This is a genomic window from Vibrio celticus, from assembly GCF_024347335.1.
GTDB classification, from domain to species: Bacteria; Pseudomonadota; Gammaproteobacteria; order Enterobacterales; family Vibrionaceae; genus Vibrio; species Vibrio celticus.
In genome coordinates this window covers 212,052-228,652 of the sequence record NZ_AP025463.1, presented here as the reverse complement: position 1 = coordinate 228,652, position 16,601 = coordinate 212,052, and the positions used below count along the sequence as shown (strand labels likewise).

The window sequence follows — 16,601 nt, the reverse complement described above, 5'->3', positions numbered from 1 at the left end:
TATTCTAGCGAACGGAGTATTTGCACACAGAATAGGCTAATAACTAACTATATAATCAGAATAATTCTCTAAGGATCCTGTTATGGCTACTCAATCAGAAGCTCAAGTTGAAGCTCCTCAAGCTACTCGTCTCGAAGAAGATCTATTAGGTCAACGTCATGTTCCGGCTGATGCTTACTACGGCATCCACACTCTACGCGCAGTTGAAAACTTCAACATCTCAAATGTAACGATCTCAGATGTACCTGAATTCGTTCGCGGTATGGTGATGACTAAGAAAGCAGCGGCTTTAGCAAACAAAGAGTTAGGTGTAATTCCAAGCGAAGTGGCTAAATACATCATCCAAGCTTGTGACCTAATTCTAGACACGGGTAAGTGCATGGATCAGTTCCCATCGGACGTTTTCCAAGGTGGTGCTGGTACTTCTGTAAACATGAACGCAAACGAAGTTGTTGCGAACGTGGCTCTTGAACTTATGGGCAAAGAAAAAGGCCAATACGAGTTCATCAACCCGAACGACCATGTAAACCGCAGCCAATCTACAAACTGTGCTTACCCAACTGGCTTCCGTATCTCTGTTTACAACAGCGTTCGTAAACTGATTGATGCGATCGAATACCTAAAAGGTGCATTCGAGCTTAAGAGCCAAGAATTCAACACGATTTTGAAGATGGGTCGTACTCAGCTTCAAGACGCAGTTCCAATGACGGTTGGCCAAGAGTTCCACGCTTGGGCTGTAACCATCAATGAAGAAATCAAAAACCTAGAATACACTTCAAAACTACTGCTTGAAGTAAACCTAGGCGCAACGGCTATCGGTACAGGTCTGAACGCAGCACCGGGTTACCAAGGCCTAGCAGTGAAACACCTAGCAGAAGTAACAGGCCTAGAGTGTGTTGCGGCTGAAGATTTAATCGAAGCAACATCTGACTGTGGCGCATACGTAATGACGCACGGCGCACTTAAGCGTCTAGCTGTGAAACTGTCTAAAATTTGTAACGATTTGCGTCTGCTTTCTTCTGGCCCTCGTACTGGTCTGAACGAGCTAAACCTACCTGAACTGCAAGCCGGTTCTTCAATCATGCCTGCTAAAGTAAACCCAGTTGTGCCAGAAGTAGTAAACCAAGTTTGCTTTAAAGTTCTAGGTAACGACAACACGGTTTCTTTCGCTGCAGAAGGTGGTCAACTGCAACTGAACGTAATGGAACCCGTTATTGCACAAAGCATGTTTGAGTCTCTAGACATCCTAACAAACGCTTGTGTGAACCTACGCGACAAGTGTGTAGACGGCATTACTGTAAACAAAGAAGTGTGTGAATCTCACGTATTTAACTCTATCGGTATCGTTACTTACCTAAACCCATACATTGGCCACCACGAGGGTGACATTGTTGGTAAGATCTGTGCTGAGACAGGTAAGAGCGTGCGTGATGTGGTTCTAGAGCGCGGTTTATTAACCGAAGAAGAACTTGATGACATTTTCTCTGTTGAAAATTTGATGCATCCTCAGTATAAAGCGAAGCGCTACGAATAAAGTTAGCGAGAAAGGGCTCCAAACGGGGCCCTTTTTTAGGCTCCAATACGGTTAACCATGATTATTTTGTGGATTTCCATTGGTTGCGCTTTTGCCAAATTGAATCTAAACCATAGAACTATTATGTGAACATTCCAGCTGCGAATGTTCACATAATAAAATCTAAATGAGGTGTTACTTATGATTGCAGTAGAACTGTTTGTCGTCCTGCTCTTTATCTTTTTGGGGGCCAGAATTGGCGGTATCGGTATTGGTTTTGCCGGTGGTGCTGGTGTTATTGCCCTTTCACTTATTCTTGGCGTTCCAACAAGCCAATCTTTCATCCCGATCGACGTAATCTTGATCATCATGTCAGTTATCACCGCAATTGCTGCAATGCAAGTTGCTGGCGGTATGGACTGGTTGGTACAAATTGCCGAAAACTTTTTGCGTAAACACCCTGAACGCATCACCTTTTACGCGCCGATTGTGACCTTTGTAATGACATTAATGGCGGGAACTGGTCATACAGCATTCTCTACGCTTCCTGTTATTGCAGAAGTAGCGAAAGGCCAAGGTGTTCGTCCTTCTCGTCCACTGTCTATCGCAGTTGTCGCTTCTCAAATTGCTATCACAGCTTCGCCAATCTCGGCTGCAGTTGTGGCTTTCGCAGCGATGCTGGCGCCATTTGGTGTTGATTACTTAACGCTATTGATGGTTTGTATCCCAACAACCTTCATCGCTTGTATGGTTGGTGCGGTTGTTGCTAACTACATGGGTAGCGAACTGAAAGACGATCCTGTTTACCAAGAGCGTTTAGAGAAAGGTCTAATCAAACTGGCAACAGAAGAGAAGCGCGAAATTCTACCAACAGCGAAGAGAGCGACTTACATCTTCCTAGCGGCGATTGGTTTCGTGGTTTGTTACGCAGCGGCTATCTCTAGCTCTGTTGGCCTAATCGAAAACCCAGCCCTGGGCCGTAACGAAGCAATCATGTCTGTGATGCTAGCAGCTGCTGCTGCAATTGTTATGTTCACTAAGATTGATGCAGCGAAGATTTCTTCAGCGCCAACATTCCGCTCTGGTATGACTGCGTGTGTATGTGTACTAGGTGTGGCTTGGTTAGGTTCAACGTTTGTAAACGCACACGTTGCTGAAATCAAAGACGTAGCTGGCGCTCTACTGGCTGACTACCCTTGGATGCTGGCTCTTGTTCTGTTCTTCGCTTCTATGCTGCTTTACTCTCAAGGTGCAACAACCGTTGCACTGATGCCTGCAGCTCTTGCGATTGGCGTAGCACCACTAACAGCCGTGGCTTCTTTTGCTGCAGTAAGTGCACTGTTCGTACTTCCAACTTACCCTACGCTACTGGCAGCGGTTGAGATGGATGACACAGGCTCAACGCGTATTGGTAAGTATGTATTTAACCACCCATTCTTCATTCCTGGTGTGGCAACAATCAGTACTGCGGTAGCACTAGGCTTCGCATTCGGCGGTCTGTTTATCTAACATTCGCTGGTGATTGAACATTTAAAAGGAAGCTTCGGCTTCCTTTTTTGTTTTCTGCTCAATGTGTTATTTGATACGCATCAAATAACCATTATAAACTTTAAAAACCGCCTAAAAATAAAGTTTGAATAAAATTCCAAGATTATTCAGACCGATCATAAACAACACCTATCAAATCAATCTCCTCCCACTTTTAGTTAATCCACAACGAATATTAATCCAAGCTAACTAACCAAAAAACCTAGACGATTTTCTGCCATTTTTCAGCCCGTTCATTAGCCATTATTTTTGTGAACAGCACCAAACTTAAATACCAAAGTAAGGAATAAAATAACCTCAGCTAAATTAAATCTAACTTCATTTGGATTAGTAAATATAAAAACAAACTTAATTTAAAGTCAGCAACTTTATATCGTTGAGTGCTTTATAAGTGTCCGTGTATTTACAATCTATAAATCATTAGTCGCTAATTCACATCACTTCTATTTAAGATGATGTAAGGAGATAGCCATGACAACTCAAACGATACCAAGCGAGAAAAAAAAGGGCGGCTTCTTTGCCAACTTTAAATTCCCTTCTGCCTACACCATTCTATTTATTCTGATTGCGTTCGTCGCACTGCTTACCTGGATTGTTCCAGCAGGCCAATACGACCGTGCAATGAATGAAGAGCTAGGCCGAGAAGTCCCCGTAACCGGAACCTATCAAGCGGTAGAAGGTAACCCTCAAGGCGTGATTGATGTACTGCTAGCGCCTATTGACGGCTTCTACGACCACAATAGCTATGAAGCGGCGGCTATCGACGTTTCGCTGTTCATCTTAATCATTGGTGGCTTCTTAGGCCTAGTAACCAAAACGGGTGCCATTGATGCCGGTATCGAGCGCGTCACCGCCCGCTTAGAAGGGCGAGAAGAGTTGATGATACCAATACTGATGGCGCTATTTGCCGCAGGTGGTACCGTCTACGGCATGGCGGAAGAATCACTGCCCTTCTATACATTGCTAGTGCCTGTAATGATGGCAGCTCGCTTTGACCCTCTAGTTGCTGCTGCGACCGTACTGCTTGGCGCAGGTATTGGGGTGCTGGGTTCAACGATTAACCCATTCGCAACCGTGATCGCTGCCAACGCCTCTGGTATTCCATTTACAGACGGTATCGTGTTGCGCATTGCGATGTTGATTATTGGTTGGGGTATTTGTGTTGCCTACGTGATGCGTTACGCAAGAATGGTTCAAGCTGATCCAACAACATCAATTGTCTACGACAAATACGAAGAGAACAAAGCGCACTTCTTAGGTAATGCGAGCGGCGAAAAACTTGAATTCACCGCGACTCGCAAACTGATTCTGACCATTTTTGGTGGCTCGTTCGCTGTGATGATTTACGGTGTATCCGTTGCTGGATGGTGGATGGCTGAGATCTCAGCTATGTTCCTAGCAGCAACCATCATCGTTGGTATTGTGGCTCGCATGAGCGAAGAAGAGTTTACCACCAGCTTCATTGATGGTGCCCGCGACCTACTTGGCGTTGCGCTTATCATAGGTATTGCACGTGGTATCGTGGTGGTGATGGACCGCGGTATGATCACCGATACCATTCTCTTCTCAGCAGAACAGATGGTAACGGGGCTTTCTTCGGTTATCTTCATTAACGTGATGTTCTTCTTAGAGATTCTACTGTCGTTCTTAGTGCCATCGACCTCTGGCTTAGCGGTACTGACCATGCCAATCATGGCACCACTGGCCGACTTTGCTGGCGTAGGTCGTGACCTGGTGATCACCGCGTACCAATCAGCATCTGGCTTGGTGAACCTAATTACACCAACCTCTGCGGTGGTGATGGGTGGCTTGGCGATTGCTCGCGTCCCTTATGTACGCTGGGTTAAATGGGTGATGCCATTAGTCGGTATCTTAATGGTGTTTTGTATTGTTGTACTGAGTATTGGTGCGCTGATCTAACTAAAAGCGCTTCACTCCTTTCTCATCCAAAGCCGCTTCTCACAGCGGCTTTTTTATTGTTCTCTCTCAATGTAACCCTCGGCCACTGAAACAGCTCCTCAAAGCCATACACGCGATATTCAAGGTATCTTCTGTTCGTAGCCAAGCTCAGCCAAACTCAAAGTGCTTGCAATAGAAGAATCAATCCTACTTTTTAACATCCAATTTTCTTGATGAAATAACACTCTATTTTCAACCATGATGTTTAAACAAATAGTTAGTCACTTATTAGCGTTAATTATATTTAAAGTAATTTACAGCCTAATAAATAGACGAGGGTTAATGCCCTTTTTTATCAAAAAACACACTTAAATAGCCGATTTTAAAATGTGATCACAACAGCTTTATTCGCATTTACTTTGTTAATAAATAATTAATACCACATTCAAAATTAAATATCTAAATAAAAACACTGCATACTTCCAAGCTAAGTACACTCTTATCAATAAAACTATTCTGCATATAATCCCTCGTAAATTAGATTCTAGTAAGTTTCGTCAAAAAAGCGTGCATAAAGTTCCCTAACTGCTAACTATTTAGAAGGTATTAGTCATAACTAAAAGTGCATAAAGTTTGTTAAAACCCTTAATTTTAAAGGGCTGCGAGAGAAAAAACGATTTGTGATAGATCTCTAAGAATACCTGACTAGCAGGCGTAATATTAATTCCAGACAAGAGATATGAATAAATAATTCATTCATCTCAACTGAAAATAAATAATTACTCTTAGCGATAAAAGTAATTAAAATATATAAGAGAGAGACGATCATGAGTAAGTTCTATGTAGGTTCTGAAATAGGTCAATTACGCCGCGTTCTAGTTCACCGCCCAAGACGCGCACTGACTCACTTAACACCCTCTAACTGTCACGATTTGCTATTTGATGACGTACTGGCTGTTGAGCGTGCAGGTAAAGAGCATGATGCATTTACTCAAACGCTACGTGATCAAGGTGTTGAGGTTCTTCTTCTTACTGACCTACTAGCAGACACGCTAGCCGTGCCAGAAGCGAAAGATTGGCTTTTGAGCCATCAAGTTTCTGATTACCGCTTAGGCAAAACCTTTGCTAACGATGTGCGCTGCTACTTGGGTGACTTACCAAACCTAGAGCTAGCGAAAATCCTAACGGGTGGTCTGTCTTACGCTGAAATGCCAATGAAATCATCTTCAATGATGCAAGGCATGCACGCACCAACTGACTTCATTATCGAGCCACTACCAAATCACCTATTTACTCGCGACACCTCTTGCTGGGTATACGGTGGTGTATCTATCAACCCAATGGCGAAACCAGCTCGTCAACGTGAAACCAACCACGTTCGCGCTATTTACCGCTGGCACCCAACATTCGCCGGCCAAGACTTCATTAAATACTTCGGCGATGAAGAAAGCATTAGTTACGACAACTCAACCATTGAGGGTGGTGACGTTCTTGTTATCGGTCGCGGCACAGTACTTATCGGTATGTCTGAGCGCACAACAGCACAAGGTGTTGAGCACTTAGCATCTAGCCTATTCAAACACGGTCAAGCGAAACAAGTTATCGCCATGCAGCTACCAAAACACCGCTCTTGCATGCACTTAGACACCGTGATGACGCACATGAACGAAGATACGTTCTCTGTTTACCCTGAAGTGGTGAGTAAAGACGTGCAGTGCTGGAACCTAACTGGCGATGAGTCTGGCGCAGTGAAAGTGAAAGAAGAAGGCTACTTCGTAACGGCTATCGAAAAAGCACTTGGCGTAGACAAGCTAAACCTAATCACGACCGGTGGTGACAACTTCCATGCAGAGCGTGAGCAGTGGAACGATGCAAACAATGTTCTAACGGTTAAACCTGGCGTCGTGATTGGCTACGAAGGCAATACCTACACCAACGAAAAATACGACAAAGCAGGCATCACCGTTCTTCCTATCCCTGGAGATGAACTTGGCCGCGGTCGCGGTGGCGCACGCTGCATGAGCTGCCCAATTGAGCGTGATGGTATCTAATCACTAAGACGAAACGGCCAAGTTGAATGATCTTAAATAATCTCAGCTTGGCCAAAATGAGAGAACACAATTATGACTAAGCAAACTGTTGTTGTTGCACTCGGCGGTAACGCCCTACTTCGTCGCGGTGAACCGTTAGAAGCCGACGTTCAACGCCGTAATATTGAAACTGCGGTTAAAACCATCTCTGAAATCGCGAAAGTGTACAACGTGGTTCTAGTGCACGGTAATGGCCCACAAGTTGGTTTACTGGCTCTGCAAGGTTTGGAATACAAAAAAGTAAATCCATATCCGCTAGATGTGTTAGGCAGTGAGACTCAAGGCATGATCGGCTACATGCTGATGCAAGAGTTCAAGAACTATCTGCCTAACCGCAACATCTCATGCATGTTGACGCAAATGACGGTTGATCCAAACGATCCTGCATTTGCGGATCCAACCAAGCCGATTGGCCCGATCTACGAAGAAGCAGAAGCGCGTGAATTGGCAGAGAAATTCCACTGGATAGTAAAACCTGACGGCCAACATTTCCGTCGCGTGGTACCAAGCCCACGCCCTACCGGCATTGTTGAGCACGAAGCGATCACACAGCTTATCGATGCAGGCCACCTAGTGATTTGTACTGGCGGCGGTGGCATCCCAGTGAAAAAAGAGAACGGCAAATTAGTGGGTGTTGAAGCGGTTATCGACAAAGACATGTCAGCGGCTTTCTTAGCGAAACAATTGGATGCGGATGCACTGCTTATTCTGACCGACGCGGACGCTGTTTACCTTGACTGGGGCAAACCGACTCAACACGCACTGCGCAGCACCACACCAAGTGAACTGGCGCAATTCGAATTTGATGCAGGCTCAATGGGGCCAAAAATTGAAGCATCGTGCGAATTCATTCAGCAAGGCGGCAAAGTCGTCGGTATTGGTGCACTCGAAGATGGTTTGCAAATCCTGCAAGGCCTAGCGGGCACCAACATCACCAAAGATTAATCCACTCGCGAGCTTTTCAAACCTTGCGAGAAAACTGAATCACCGTTTGAACTGAAATTAATACACAAAAATTGAATCGCGCTTTCTTGAATTTTATTTCCCTGTAACAGGAAAGCGCCTAAATCTAAGAAGGAATACATCATGGCTTTTAACCTACGCAATCGTAACTTCCTAAAACTACTAGATTTCACTCCACGCGAAATTCAACACTTGTTAGATCTTTCTATGGAGCTAAAAAAAGCGAAGTACAACGGTTACGAACAGCCAACACTGACTGGCAAAAACATTGCACTTATCTTTGAGAAAACCTCAACTCGTACTCGCTGTGCATTTGAAGTTGCTGCATTCGACCAAGGCGCTCGAGTATCTTACTTAGGCCCATCTGGCTCTCAAATTGGCCACAAAGAATCAATGAAAGACACCGCTCGCGTTCTTGGCCGTATGTACGATGGCATTGAATACCGCGGCTTTGGTCAAGAGATTGTTGAAGAGCTAGGCGCTTACGCTGGAGTTCCAGTATGGAATGGTCTGACTGACGAATTCCACCCAACACAAATCCTAGCTGACTTCCTAACCATGACGGAATACGGCCGTGGTAAACAACTGCATGAAATCAGCTTTGCTTACCTAGGTGATGCTCGCAACAACATGGGTAACTCTCTAATGGTTGGCGCTGCGAAAATGGGTATGGACATTCGCCTTGTTGCTCCAAAACAATTCTGGCCACAAGAAGAGCTACTGGCTCAATGTCGTGAAATCGCAGAACACACTGGCGGCAAAATCACGCTAACAGAAGATGTTCAAGAAGGTGTGCAAGGTTGTGACTTCCTATACACCGACGTTTGGGTATCGATGGGCGAAGCAAAAGAAGCATGGGCTGAGCGTATCAACCTAATGATGCCTTACCAAGTGAACATGGAAATGATCAAAGCAACAGGCAATCCACATGTGAAATTCATGCACTGCCTACCCGCTTTCCACGGTGAAGATACAACAGTCGGCAAACAACTTGCTGCTGAATATCCGCAGCTTAAAGATGGCGTAGAAGTGACGGATGAAGTGGTCGAGTCTGAATACTCAATCGTGTTCGATGAAGCAGAAAACCGCATGCACACCATCAAAGCAGTAATGGTTGCGACACTAGGCAGCTAATAAATTTAAAAGTTACGAAGTTAAAAAGTTAAGCACTCACTTGTTCGCAATGCATTGACAAGTTCAGTGCAGTAACAGGGAAATGCGGGTGGCGTTCTTGGGATTTTGACCTTGGATAAAACCCGCATTTTTTTTCATGTACTAGATAAGATTATTACCTGAAAAAGCCTGAGATCCTCAGTTCCAACAAAGGCTTAAATAGAAGCTAGAAATCGATACTATTTCGCATAAAAATCCATTAAATGAATACTTTACAGAAAGTATTGCATGGCCTTTTTATCTGAGTATAATCCTCCGCAATTTGTCTAAAGAGAGCAAAAAATGAACCGCAATTCTGTCGCACATAATTGTCAAACTGCACGCCAAAGAGTGGCGGTGGTGTCATTTTTATTTTGCTCTATTGATCGTTTCGAAGCCTCCTATTTTTAGGGGGCTTTTTTTTGTCCGAAATTTGACTGTATGCATAGAAAAAGGAAGACCCGTTATGGCGCATTCGTTATTTAACAAGCACATCATCTCCATTCCAGAGCTCTCTCGTGATGAACTGGAGCTTATCGTCGATACTGCCGCAAGACTCAAAGCAGAGCCAAATCCAGAGCTGCTGAAAAATAAGGTGGTGGCGAGTTGCTTCTTTGAGCCGTCAACTCGAACTCGCCTTTCATTTGAAACCGCAGTTCAACGCCTAGGTGGCACGGTCATCGGTTTTGATAATGGCGGTAACACATCGCTGGCGAAAAAAGGCGAAACACTTGCCGATTCGGTGCAGGTTATTTCATCTTACGTTGACGCCTTTGTAATGCGCCACCCACAAGAAGGCGCAGCACGTTTAGCCTCTGAGTTCTCTAACGGTGTGCCAATTGTGAATGGTGGCGACGGTGCCAATCAGCACCCAACACAAACCTTGTTGGATCTGTTCTCGATTTACGAGACGCAAGGCACGCTCGACAACCTCAATGTGGCATTTGTTGGCGACCTAAAATATGGCCGTACCGTGCACTCATTGACGCAAGCACTATCAAAATTCAATAACGTGCGTTTCTTCTTTATCGCGCCAGAAGTGTTAGAGATGCCAGATTATATCTGTGAAGAATTAGAAGAGATGGGTATCCAATACAGCACCCACAGCAGCATTGAAGAAGTGGTGCCTGAACTGGATGTTCTGTACATGACTCGCGTACAGAAAGAGCGCTTTGATGCGTCAGAATACGCGCACATGAAATCGGCTTACATTCTGACGGCCGATACGCTGAAAGACGCTCGCCAAAACATGAAGGTGCTTCACCCACTGCCACGTGTCGACGAAATCACAACTGACGTCGATAAAACGCCACACGCTTACTACTTCGAACAAGCTGAAAACGGCGTGTATGCACGTGAAGCTTTATTAGCCCTAGTTCTAAACGACACTTTATAAGCAGGAGATACAGTCATGGTTAAACAAACTCAGCTACAAGTAGAAGCGATCCGTAACGGCAGCGTGATTGACCACATCCCTGCTCATCTTGGGATTAAAATTCTCAAACTGTTCAAGCTGCATAAAACAGAACAACGCATCACGATGGGGTTAAACCTGCCATCATCAGCGCTCGGCAACAAAGACCTAATCAAGATTGAGAACATCTTTCTGACCAAGGAACAAGCCAACCAATTGGCTCTGTACGCTCCACAAGCGACTGTGAATCAGATTGAAGAGTACAAAGTGGTCAACAAGCTAACACTTGTGCTGCCAGAACAAATCAACAGTGTGTTCGCTTGCCCAAATAGCAACTGTATTTCGCACGGTGAACCTGTCGAAAGTAGCTTTAAAGTGCAGCTAAAACACGAAAACGTACAGCTAAAATGTCACTACTGTGAAAAAGTATTCTCTCGCGAGATCATGAGTGAAATTCGCTAACCCTTAACGCTATTACCTCCGCAACAAAAAACCTTAATAATTCATGGATATTTATTCCCAACACGGAATAAATATCCATTTAACCAAAGAATAAAACTCCGCAATAAAAGCAATTAACCAGAATTTTGTTTGGTGATCGCCTTCAAAAAGATAACTATCCTTTAGTGTTAGACTCAATGAATAGATGATCATACATCTCGCATACCCTCCCTCTTATTTCGGGGTTCATCGGTAAGCTCTAATTAACAATCGTACTCTACGGCTTTGGGAGTGCGTTCTGCGCTATGGACAAGCGATATCAACACGTTGACCTTAAGGAGTTGTTCATGAACCAAATCACTGAGCACGGTTGCTTGTATTCAGCTGAAGATAAAACACTGACTGCCGCGTGCAAACGCTTACTACAACAACAAAGCTTCTCGACCCAGAATCAACTGCGCGAGAAACTCGTCGACATTGGCTATACAGGTATCAGCCAATCGACTGTCTCTCGCATTTTGTCACAGCTTGGCGTTGTCAAAATTCAGAATGCCTGTGGTAAAAAGGTTTACTGCATCACGGTTGAAAGCGCACCTGTGCGTGTCGATGCCTCAATCTCATCACAAATCGAATTGATTACTCACAACCAAGCGATGGTGATCGTAAAAACAAACCCTGGTTGCGCACAGTTGGTCGCAAGATTAGTTGATATCGACCCACATACCGAGATTATCGGTACGGTTGGCGGCAATGACACCGTGCTAATTATCCCGAAAGACACGATGAACATTGATGCTTGCGAACAAGTAGTAAGAGCACGTTTGGGTGTTGCCTAAATGTATTATTGGCAAGGGCAGTTCACTGCAGTTGCGCTGCTAACCCTCTCTCGATTACCTAAGAAAGTGGCTCACCCGCCCTAGCGGATATTTACTGGTCGATGAAACTAATCACAAACTATTACGGTCTGATTGAGTTAAGATACCTTCAACTCCATTTTGATGACTAAATAGTATGCGACGACTTGCCACATTACTTTTTGTTTGTGTTTCCCTATTCACCCAGCCTGCGTGGGCGCTATTTGGGAACGACAACGCCGAGCCAAGCTTCGGAGGCAATAACAATGGTTTTGTCCCTGTAGACCAAGCTTTCCCTTTCAATTACTACCAGCAAGACGGCAAGGTGCTTCTCGACTGGCAAGTAAAAGAGGGCTACTACCTCTATCAACATAGCCTCTCGTTCACCGGGCAAAATCTCGCTATCGGTAATGTTGAATTAGAAGATGGTAAGCCGCACCAAGATGAATTCTTCGGTGAAGTGAGCATTTATACTCAGCCGTTATTCGTGCAAGTTCCTCTACAGAGTTACCAAGATGGCTCACAGCTGATCGTTAAGTATCAAGGCTGTGCGGACGCAGGGTTCTGCTACCCACCAGAGATTCGAGTCATCGACATTGAACCGTTCACAGCAACAGGTTCTGCTAATTCGCAAGGTAGTGACTCACAAGCTTCATCTTCTGCTAGCAACGAAACCGATGTTTCTACGCAACCAACTTCTCCGAAAGCAGACGTTGTAAGTAACACGACTCAACAGCCAAATGCCTCAGTATCGAAAGAAGCAGGCTTAGCCGATAAGCTCGGTGACAGTTGGTGGACCCCCCTATTGTTCTTAGCGCTCGGTGTTGGTTTAGCCTTTACGCCGTGTGTGCTGCCTATGTATCCGATTCTAACGGGTATCGTTTTAGGTGGTGGCAAGCTCAGCCAAGGTCGTGCGCTGATGTTGTCCTTCATCTACGTGCAAGGCATGGCGCTAACCTACACCCTATTAGGTTTAGTGGTTGCCTCGGCGGGAATGCAGTTCCAAGCTGCGATGCAACACCCTTACGTGCTGATCGCGCTGAGTGTTCTGTTCGTAGCGTTAGCAATGTCGATGTTTGGCGTTTATAACCTACAACTGCCGAGCAGCATTCAAACTTGGCTCAACAATCAAAGCAATAAGCAGCAAGGTGGTAATACCTTGGGCGTATTCGCGATGGGCGCTATCTCTGGCTTGGTGTGTTCACCTTGTACCACGGCGCCATTGTCAGGCGCGCTGCTGTATGTGGCTCAGAGTGGCGACCTATTTACCGGTGCGATTGCTCTGTATGCATTAGCGATGGGTATGGGTATTCCGCTGATTTTAGTTGCGGTATTTGGTAATAAGCTATTGCCTAAAGCGGGCAGCTGGATGGACAAGGTGAAGATCGTATTCGGCTTTATCTTGCTTGCCGCGCCTATCTTCCTGCTGGAGCGTATTATCCCTGAATTGTGGGCAACTGTGCTTTGGTCTGGATTAGGCTTCATCGCCTTTGGTTGGCTTTACCACAGCAAGAATGCACTGCCATTTGGTGGCTGGAAGCAGAGTGCTGTGGGTATCATCGCGATGCTTGGTCTGTTCGCATCAGCTCAACCTGCGCTCAATTACTGGTTTGCAGAAAAGAGCGTGGTGGTTGAACAGCAAATCCAATTTGCACGCATCAACACGGTTGAAGAATTAGAAATCCAGCTCATCGAAGCGAAGAAACTCGGTAAGCCAGTGATGCTCGACTTCTACGCCGATTGGTGTGTGGCATGTAAAGAGTTTGAGAAGTACACCTTCCACCAAGCTGATGTTGAGAACAAGCTTTCTGATTTCGTCCTGCTTCAGGCTGACGTGACAAGAAACATGCCTCAAGACATTGAACTGCTTAAACAATTACAAGTGCTCGGTTTGCCAACTATAGAGTTCTGGGATGGTGAGGGTAACCATGTTCCAAATGCTCGTGTCACTGGTTTTATGCCGGCAGATGTATTCTTAAAACACATGCAAGACCACCAGCTATAACGGCAATATTCACTAAAATATAAGCCGAATCGAAAGCCGCACTGCCCCTCCGTAACGAGATGACAGTGCGGCTTTTTTGCTATTCCGAGTAACGCTTTCTTATTCCGGGGATAAAAGTCGATATGGTTCAGACTTTTAATGCATAGATATTGTCCACATACTCAATCAGGATGATAATAAATATTAACTAAATTGTTAAAAGTATGAACGTCATGGACTCGACCTATACCATCATCATTGCTGATGACCATCCTCTTTTTCGCAACGCCCTGTTTCAGTCAGTTCATATGGCGATCAGTGGTGCGAACCTGCTTGAGGCTGATTCCCTCGATGCCTTACTGACTCTGCTAAAAAAAGAAGATGAACCAGACCTGTTGCTTCTCGACCTTAAAATGCCGGGTGCCAATGGCATGTCAGGCTTAATTCAACTTCGCGCTGAATACCCTGATCTACCGATTGTGGTGGTCTCTGCCAGTGAAGATGCTAGCGTGGTCACTCAGGTGAAAAGCCACGGTGCCTTTGGCTTTATTCCTAAGTCGAGTGATATGCGTGAGTTGGTGAGTGCACTGAATCAAGTACTGAATGGCGACCCGTTCTTTCCTGAAGGGCTTATCACCAACAATGCAGCCTGTAGCGACCTTGCGGAAAAGCTTTCCACACTGACGCCTCAGCAATACAAGGTGTTAGGGATGCTTTCAGACGGCCTACTGAACAAGCAAATCGCCTATGAATTGAATGTTTCGGAAGCGACCATCAAGGCACATATGACAGCCATCTTCCGTAAACTGGATGTGAAAAACCGAACTCAGGCGGTTATCTTGCTACAAGAAGTCCACAACTAAGCTTCGCTTATATCCTCTTCTAAAGTCGTCTTTGGTAAACATAAACCCAACCTGACGACTTTATGATCATCTATCTCTGCAACCACCCAAGTAATGTCATGCCACACAAAACTATCGCCTAATACAGGGTGGGCACCAAGCTCTCGCTCAGCCAATTGTTTTAGGGTCATTTCTCGCTCTTCTTCCGAGCCCAGTTCAATACCATAACAATCACTGACCGCTGCAACCGATAGTTCGACATCCAAGAAGAAATCACCAAAGAATCGGGCGGCCTCTTCAGCTAGAGGAGCCTCACTGAATAGCGCACTTAAGCTATCTAGGTCTTTATCTTGGCCAAGCACACAGAGAATATCGTTCGCCTCTAACACAGTGCTGCCCGATGGGTGAAGCAAAGCATCTTTTCTAAACAGTGCCGTAATTCGCGTCCCTTCTGGCATAGACAAACGCTTAAGCGGTTCACCAACACACCACTTTTCCTCTTTCAGCTTGTAGACAAATATCTCCCACTCACTGGTCGGATAAATCTCCATGCCGGTACGAGAAATCGGTGTCGGTGTGGGTGGTAAGGTCACCTGAGCCAACCTCGCCACTTTCATCAAGCTACCGCCCTGAACAATCAGCGAAACCATAACCACGAAGAAGGCGATGTTGAAGTAAAGTTGAGCATTAGGCAGCCCAGCCATCATCGGGAACACCGCCAAAATGATCGGCACAGCGCCACGTAAACCTACCCAAGAAACAAACCAACGTTCTTTGGTGGTAAAGCTTCTGAACGGCAGTAAACCCAACCAAACAGACAACGGGCGAGCAAACAAGATCATACCGAAAGCCAATGCTAACGCAGGAAGTGCAATGTCCATCAATGTCGATGGCGTAACCAATAGCCCCAGCACCAAGAACATCACGATCTGACTTAGCCACGTCATGCCATCAAGAACATTAAGGATAGAGTGTCGAGAGCGAGTTGGACGATTACCAATGAACAGACCGACTAGGTAAATCGATAAGATGCCACTACCACCAAGCATGTTAGAGAACGCAAACAGAGCCACGCCCCCGCTGAGCACCAGAATCGAGTAAAGGCCATCGGCCAGCTGCACTCGGTTAATTAGACTCCATAGAACCCAACCACCACCAATACCAACAAGGGTGCCGATACCAAACTGCATCGCGAAACTTTTCAGTAGGAAGTTCATCCCCATTTCAGCATCAGGCGTGCCCAACAGCGCAATTAAGGTCACCGTCAGGAACACCGCCATTGGGTCGTTGGTACCGGATTCAATTTCTAGGGTTGAGCCAACACGCTCATTGAGGCTCTGCCCTTTCAACAGAGAAAATACCGCTGCCGCATCGGTTGAACCGACAATCGCGCCAACCAAAATGCCCTGCATCAATGACAAATCGAACAGCCACGCGGCCATTAAACCAGTGAGAGTAGCGGTACATGCCACGCCTATTGTCGCGAGCGAGAGCGACGGCCAAAATGCGACCTTGAAACTCGCAACCTTGGTTCGCATACCGCCATCAAGCAAGATCACAGCAAGCGCAAGGTTACTCACCAAGTAAGTGAGTGAGTAATCATCAAAATTAATGCCACCGGGTCCATCTTCACCGGCTAGCATGCCAACGAAAAGGAAGATCAAAAGAATAGGAACGCCCAAGCGAGAGGACACTTGCGAAAAAAGCACACTGATAGCGATGAGCACCGCACCAGTTAAAAATAAGTGGTTAATAGTTATTGCGTCCAATTCGTCCCCCCAAAGAATAAAACCCGAGCTTTAAGCCTGTTGATCTTCTGCCGTTAAGCAAGGCACGGTCGGTAAAAGTGCCGCTGATACTATAACAAACTTATGTTTCGCTTCGTGTCATATGCAGGACTA

The 16,601-nt window shown here is 45.6% G+C and carries 12 protein-coding genes; 11 read left to right on the top strand and 1 reads right to left on the bottom strand.

Translation table 11 applies throughout. The annotated features are described in order from the left end of the window. The first annotated feature begins 82 nt into the window (after window positions 1-82). The 11 genes from aspA (at window position 83) to OCV19_RS00970 (ending at window position 14,721) form a co-directional block, all read left to right on the top strand. Window positions 83-1,534, top strand: coding sequence for an aspartate ammonia-lyase (aspA, locus tag OCV19_RS01020; RefSeq protein ID WP_019821539.1), 1,452 nt, complete (start codon window positions 83-85; stop codon window positions 1,532-1,534). Between the two features lie 180 nt (window positions 1,535-1,714). After that, entirely contained in the window at window positions 1,715-3,022 is a 1,308-nt protein-coding gene (locus tag OCV19_RS01015; RefSeq protein ID WP_016767972.1) for an anaerobic C4-dicarboxylate transporter, read from the top strand. Window positions 3,023-3,532: 510 nt separating this feature from the next. Beyond that, on the top strand, window positions 3,533-4,981 hold the full coding sequence (locus OCV19_RS01010; protein ID WP_017062726.1) for a YfcC family protein: 1,449 nt from the start codon (window positions 3,533-3,535) through the stop codon (window positions 4,979-4,981). A gap of 806 nt (window positions 4,982-5,787) precedes the next feature. Then, on the top strand, window positions 5,788-7,011 hold the full coding sequence (gene arcA, locus OCV19_RS01005) for an arginine deiminase (protein WP_017630901.1): 1,224 nt from the start codon (window positions 5,788-5,790) through the stop codon (window positions 7,009-7,011). 72 nt (window positions 7,012-7,083) lie between these two features. Then, window positions 7,084-7,995 (top strand): carbamate kinase, encoded by a 912-nt coding sequence (arcC, locus tag OCV19_RS01000; protein WP_019821541.1) that lies wholly within the window; start codon window positions 7,084-7,086, stop codon window positions 7,993-7,995. Window positions 7,996-8,136: 141 nt separating this feature from the next. After that, window positions 8,137-9,147 carry an ornithine carbamoyltransferase gene (locus tag OCV19_RS00995; RefSeq protein ID WP_017063666.1) on the top strand — a complete coding sequence of 337 codons (1,011 nt, stop codon included), beginning with the start codon at window positions 8,137-8,139 and terminating at the stop codon, window positions 9,145-9,147. 484 nt (window positions 9,148-9,631) lie between these two features. Continuing rightward, on the top strand, window positions 9,632-10,561 hold the full coding sequence (gene pyrB / locus OCV19_RS00990) for an aspartate carbamoyltransferase (RefSeq protein ID WP_017083816.1): 930 nt from the start codon (window positions 9,632-9,634) through the stop codon (window positions 10,559-10,561). 15 nt (window positions 10,562-10,576) lie between these two features. Next, the gene (pyrI, locus tag OCV19_RS00985; RefSeq protein WP_004729721.1) at window positions 10,577-11,041 is read left to right on the top strand and encodes an aspartate carbamoyltransferase regulatory subunit; all 465 of its coding nucleotides are present in this window, start codon (window positions 10,577-10,579) and stop codon (window positions 11,039-11,041) included. Between the two features lie 326 nt (window positions 11,042-11,367). Further along, window positions 11,368-11,856 carry an arginine repressor gene (locus tag OCV19_RS00980; protein WP_004729722.1) on the top strand — a complete coding sequence of 163 codons (489 nt, stop codon included), beginning with the start codon at window positions 11,368-11,370 and terminating at the stop codon, window positions 11,854-11,856. Between the two features lie 175 nt (window positions 11,857-12,031). Continuing rightward, on the top strand, window positions 12,032-13,879 hold the full coding sequence (locus OCV19_RS00975; RefSeq protein WP_065677169.1) for a protein-disulfide reductase DsbD: 1,848 nt from the start codon (window positions 12,032-12,034) through the stop codon (window positions 13,877-13,879). A gap of 212 nt (window positions 13,880-14,091) precedes the next feature. Continuing rightward, the gene (locus OCV19_RS00970; protein ID WP_065677170.1) at window positions 14,092-14,721 is read left to right on the top strand and encodes a response regulator; all 630 of its coding nucleotides are present in this window, start codon (window positions 14,092-14,094) and stop codon (window positions 14,719-14,721) included. Here the strand turns inward: OCV19_RS00970 and OCV19_RS00965 are convergent. Next, window positions 14,718-16,469: a potassium/proton antiporter gene (locus OCV19_RS00965; protein WP_065677171.1), complete on the bottom strand. Its 1,752-nt coding sequence runs from the start codon at window positions 16,467-16,469 to the stop codon at window positions 14,718-14,720. The two genes, OCV19_RS00970 and OCV19_RS00965, sit on opposite strands and share 4 nt — an antisense overlap. Between the last annotated feature and the right edge of the window lie 132 nt (window positions 16,470-16,601).

What these genes read in the sequence shown, in the direction of transcription:
- pyrB (WP_017083816.1), top strand. Translation starts at nt 9,632, where the DNA reads ATGGCGCATTCGTTATTTAACAAGCACATCATCTCCATTCCAGAGCTC.
- pyrI (WP_004729721.1), top strand. Translation starts at nt 10,577, where the DNA reads ATGGTTAAACAAACTCAGCTACAAGTAGAAGCGATCCGTAACGGCAGC.
- OCV19_RS00995 (WP_017063666.1), top strand. Translation starts at nt 8,137, where the DNA reads ATGGCTTTTAACCTACGCAATCGTAACTTCCTAAAACTACTAGATTTC.
- OCV19_RS01010 (WP_017062726.1), top strand. Translation starts at nt 3,533, where the DNA reads ATGACAACTCAAACGATACCAAGCGAGAAAAAAAAGGGCGGCTTCTTT.
- OCV19_RS00980 (WP_004729722.1), top strand. Translation starts at nt 11,368, where the DNA reads ATGAACCAAATCACTGAGCACGGTTGCTTGTATTCAGCTGAAGATAAA.
- arcA (WP_017630901.1), top strand. Translation starts at nt 5,788, where the DNA reads ATGAGTAAGTTCTATGTAGGTTCTGAAATAGGTCAATTACGCCGCGTT.
- aspA (WP_019821539.1), top strand. Translation starts at nt 83, where the DNA reads ATGGCTACTCAATCAGAAGCTCAAGTTGAAGCTCCTCAAGCTACTCGT.
- OCV19_RS00975 (WP_065677169.1), top strand. Translation starts at nt 12,032, where the DNA reads ATGCGACGACTTGCCACATTACTTTTTGTTTGTGTTTCCCTATTCACC.
- OCV19_RS00970 (WP_065677170.1), top strand. Translation starts at nt 14,092, where the DNA reads ATGGACTCGACCTATACCATCATCATTGCTGATGACCATCCTCTTTTT.
- arcC (WP_019821541.1), top strand. Translation starts at nt 7,084, where the DNA reads ATGACTAAGCAAACTGTTGTTGTTGCACTCGGCGGTAACGCCCTACTT.
- OCV19_RS01015 (WP_016767972.1), top strand. Translation starts at nt 1,715, where the DNA reads ATGATTGCAGTAGAACTGTTTGTCGTCCTGCTCTTTATCTTTTTGGGG.